This window comes from Alkalibacillus almallahensis (assembly GCF_011761495.1).
GTDB classification, from domain to species: domain Bacteria; phylum Bacillota; class Bacilli; order Bacillales; family Alkalibacillaceae; genus Alkalibacillus; species Alkalibacillus almallahensis.
This window is the reverse complement of record NZ_JAASRU010000029.1, coordinates 1-3,915: the sequence shown is the minus strand read 5'-3', so window position 1 is coordinate 3,915 and position 3,915 is coordinate 1. Positions and strand designations below refer to the sequence as shown.

Genomic DNA, 3,915 nt, shown 5'->3' with positions numbered 1-3,915 from the left:
AAGCGTGAGCTATACAATTGGTGTTTCACCACCATAAGCGTGAGCTATACAATTGGTTCACACCACCAAAAAAGGTGTAAGAGGTAGTGACACTAGTCACTACCTCTTTTTTATTAAAAAAGGAGAGAGAAAAATGGATGAAAACAAAATGAAATTCTACACGATCAGCGATACATACCTGGATTTTCTAAGAACAATCGAACCTAAAATTCCACTAAATAAAAAGGATTATGAAACTCAACCAAAGCCTTATGTAGGTGTAATACTAACAATAGACGAGCACCAATATTTTGCGCCCTTAGCTTCTTACAAACCAGAAAAGTATGACAAAATACACAACCATACTATTTATAAAATTTACGGTGATAGTAGAGAAGAAAAACTCTCTGTCATTCACTTAAATAACATGTTTCCTATTATTCAAACTGAAATAGAATATATGGAATTTAGTAATTATGACGATAAATATAAAGTTCTTTTGGAAAAAGAATATAGCTTTATAATATCTAAACAAGAAGATATAAAAAGAAAAGCAAAAAAACTATATGATGACGTAATCAACGAAAAACCATTCTTTAAAAAATTATCAAACGATTTCAAATTACTTGAAACAGAATATAAAAATTTCTCGAAATAATCGTCTGATCACGTTCACTATTTATTACTCAATCAAGCCGATTCCTTTTTGTGATGGATGCCTGCACCCCCTGCACCCCAAATAAGTAGCCAAACGGGAAAAATCCTGTCATCGACAATTCCACGTTTGGCTTCAATAGTGTAGCAGGGGGTTCTCCATCACAAAAAGACTTCGTTTGCTCTCCGTCATAAACCGTTCACTAGCGAGTTATTCCAATTCGTTTTCGCCTTTTTCCTTTTGCTTTTCTTTTTTCTGATGCACATAAGCTTGAGCACCTTTCACCTCATTTTCATCAGCAAAATGCTTTTGCTTCACATTTACATTCATTCGATCTAACAAATCAGATTTTAGATAACCTATCTTTTGAGCTAATTCTTGCACCTGATCTTTGAAGTAATATTTAACTTGTTCTAATGTGCGCTGCAAGAATTTATTTTCCTGTTTTAACAACTGGTTTTCTTTTTGCAAATCTTTATTGTCTTTCTTTAAATTCAAATTTTCTTTTTCTAAATTCATGTTTTTCTTTTCTAATTGCGTATTTTTGTCCAAAATCGTTTCATTTTCACCTTTGAGAGCTTCCGAAACTTTAGCAAGTGTTTTCATCCTATCAAAATCAAATCGCTCTAATTTGACCGATTTTGAGTTTATAAAACCACTCTCTTTAAAATCAATCTCATCAATCCGTTTAGAATGATCAACTGCTGACGATAAATCTTGTAATTCTGACTGGATTTTCTGAATTGATGTATCAATTTCAGTTTTCTCTTGTTGTTTTTGAGATAGTTCCGTTTCTAACCCTTGAATCTTTTCGTTTAGCGTTTGCTCTTTATATTTGAGCATATCTACATGTTCACGATCAGATCCTTTTTCACCACGTTCTACTTCAAACCCTAAACTTTTCATGTGCTTTGGAAATTCATCTTGAATCCATCTTAACTCCTGACGATCAAACACATTTTTACTTTGCAATTTTCCATCACGCATAGGCACAACGCCTAAGTGCATATGAGGTGTCTTTTCGTCATTATGAACAGTTGCATAAGCAACGTTTTGCTCTCCGTATCGTTCAGCAAATAATTTATAGCTTTCTTGAAAAAATTGCTCTCGCTCTTTTTCCGATAAGCCATCAAAAAAATCACGATCAGACGTAACCAACAGCTCATTAACTAAAACAGCATCTGATCGTGTCTTACGCGTTGATGTTTTTTGTGTATTGATAATTTCTTGTATTTTTTCGTTATAGTTGATCGGTTCAGGATTAACTAAATCATAATTCAAATGCGTTTTTGTTTTATCAATATCGCCATTCGTTTTACTTTCTTTTTCTCGTTGGTTATGAAATTGCATGCCTTTTATAGCGTGAGATTTCATCTTTTGCATTCGGCAAATAGCATAACTGATAGTAAAGCACCGCCCCTCGATCCAGAGAATTTTCTAAAGAAAGTATAGCACACTATACTTTTGTTCCAAAAGTGTGTGCTCTGCCGAGGGCTTTTCGGCTTCGCCGAACCATGCTACGCATGGCAAGAAACACCCTCATAATTATTCGGGTATTTCTCCATAGCGAAAAAGCCATACAGAAATCTGTATGGCCATTCCGCTATAAAGAGCATAAAAAAATAACAGCCACGTTGTGACTGTTACTTTTCACGCTCTTTTCAGTTGCTCAATCAGTTGTTTCCGGCTCATATCGCCACGAACAACAGCTTTCATGTTCTGTTCATCTTCGTCTGTCAAAGTGAAGCCTTCGATCTCCAGTTGATGTTTAGCTTGCTGGTAAGCTTTATCTAGTTCATCACAAACCATTTACTCAACTCCAGTTTTATTGTGTTTCAAAATAAGTGTGAACGCTGTAAGACTGACACCTAATGCCGTTAAAGAAATAATAAGACCTAACGTTTCCATCTTCATCACTCCTTCTTATTCGACTTCCATATCCTCTATTTTACCACCATTCACTTCTTCCTTCTCTTCATCATCTAACAAACGCTTTTCTATTTCAGCGTATTTTCCGTTTCCCCATTGATACATCAAAAGATACACATAATCAATTGTGCTTTCTTCTTTCAGGTGATCAAGTTCACCATCTTCATATTTCTGCGACGCTTCTTTAAACAGACCTGAAAAAACAATCAAACGTTTACCTTTCAACGCTTTATAAAACACTTTAAATACTTCTTCACTAATCAAATAATCTTCGTCTTTTGCCGAGTATTTTGCGACTTCATAAGCACGACTATTATTATCTTCTCTAACTTTTTGAACATGCACTTGTGTAATACGCTCATCTTTCGTGCATGATTTCCAAAGTTCAAGCCAACGATCACGTGGCATATATTTTTTAGGATTATTAAAATAACCTTTATCGACTACAAATAACGCATGAATATGTGGGTTATAATCATCACGCTCTTGGTTGTATGTAACTTCAATTTTACGAGCATAACCTTGAATCGTTTCCCTGACTTGCTTTCGTTGCATTAAACGTTGAAACGATTGATTCAAATGTCGAATTTCGTCGTTTAATTCATCAGCCTTAACATTTGGCGTTGTAAACGTAGCAAAAATTAATTGCTTGTCCTGTTCCGATTTCAAATGCTTCATCATGATAGACAACTTCAAAGCATCTTTTCCTGCTTTTCGCCATGCACAAATTGGACAGAACCGATTTTTACAAGCGTTATTTTTATACAACTTTTTATGTTCCATATTTTTATCACTTGCCATCATCATAAATGTATTACAATCAACAATCAGCTCGTACATACTTTCCGAAACCAAATTCTCAATCATTCCACTTAACACTAGATTTTTTTGTTTCTTTGGTGTATACTTGTCCTCAACAACGTTAATATTAGATTTATCCATAAAAACTTGCCTCCGTAACTTTATCTGTTCTTTTCTTTTTGCTCGTCACTTAAAGAATACAACAGTATACGGATTTTGGCAAGTTTTTCTCTTTTTAAGCCAGTCATACCAACGGATTTGCGAATTACGGGTAAATCAGAGATGTTACCCTTATATCAAGATAAGAAGAAACGTGATTTTGCTGAACGCAAAATCACACATAATCCAATCACAAACAAACCACTATGAATAAACTGTAAATACGAATCCTCTTGTCATTTAAAAAATAAGTTGATACAATTTAAGTAATCATAAAAATAATTGGTGTTTCACCACCACAAGCGTGAGCTATACAATTGGTGTTTCACCACCACAAGCGTGAGCTATACAATTGGTGTTTCACCACCATAAGCGTGAGCTATACAATTGGT

The 3,915-nt window shown here is 34.6% G+C and carries 4 protein-coding genes; 1 reads left to right on the top strand and 3 read right to left on the bottom strand.

The window, feature by feature from the left end; translation table 11 throughout:
- The first annotated feature begins 133 nt into the window (after positions 1-133).
- Positions 134-637 (top strand): type III toxin-antitoxin system ToxN/AbiQ family toxin, encoded by a 504-nt coding sequence (locus tag FHR85_RS14235; protein WP_167264422.1) that lies wholly within the window; start codon positions 134-136, stop codon positions 635-637.
- A gap of 207 nt (positions 638-844) precedes the next feature.
- On the opposite strand, the gene mobV is transcribed toward FHR85_RS14235, so the two are convergent.
- The 3 genes from mobV to FHR85_RS14220 form a co-directional block, all read right to left on the bottom strand.
- Positions 845-2,038, bottom strand: coding sequence for a MobV family relaxase (mobV, locus tag FHR85_RS14230; protein WP_167264424.1), 1,194 nt, complete (start codon positions 2,036-2,038; stop codon positions 845-847).
- A gap of 246 nt (positions 2,039-2,284) precedes the next feature.
- Positions 2,285-2,443, bottom strand: coding sequence for an antitoxin VbhA family protein (locus FHR85_RS14225; protein WP_167264420.1), 159 nt, complete (start codon positions 2,441-2,443; stop codon positions 2,285-2,287).
- A gap of 114 nt (positions 2,444-2,557) precedes the next feature.
- Entirely contained in the window at positions 2,558-3,505 is a 948-nt protein-coding gene (locus FHR85_RS14220) for a protein rep (RefSeq protein WP_167264418.1), read from the bottom strand.
- Positions 3,506-3,915: the final 410 nt, after the last annotated feature.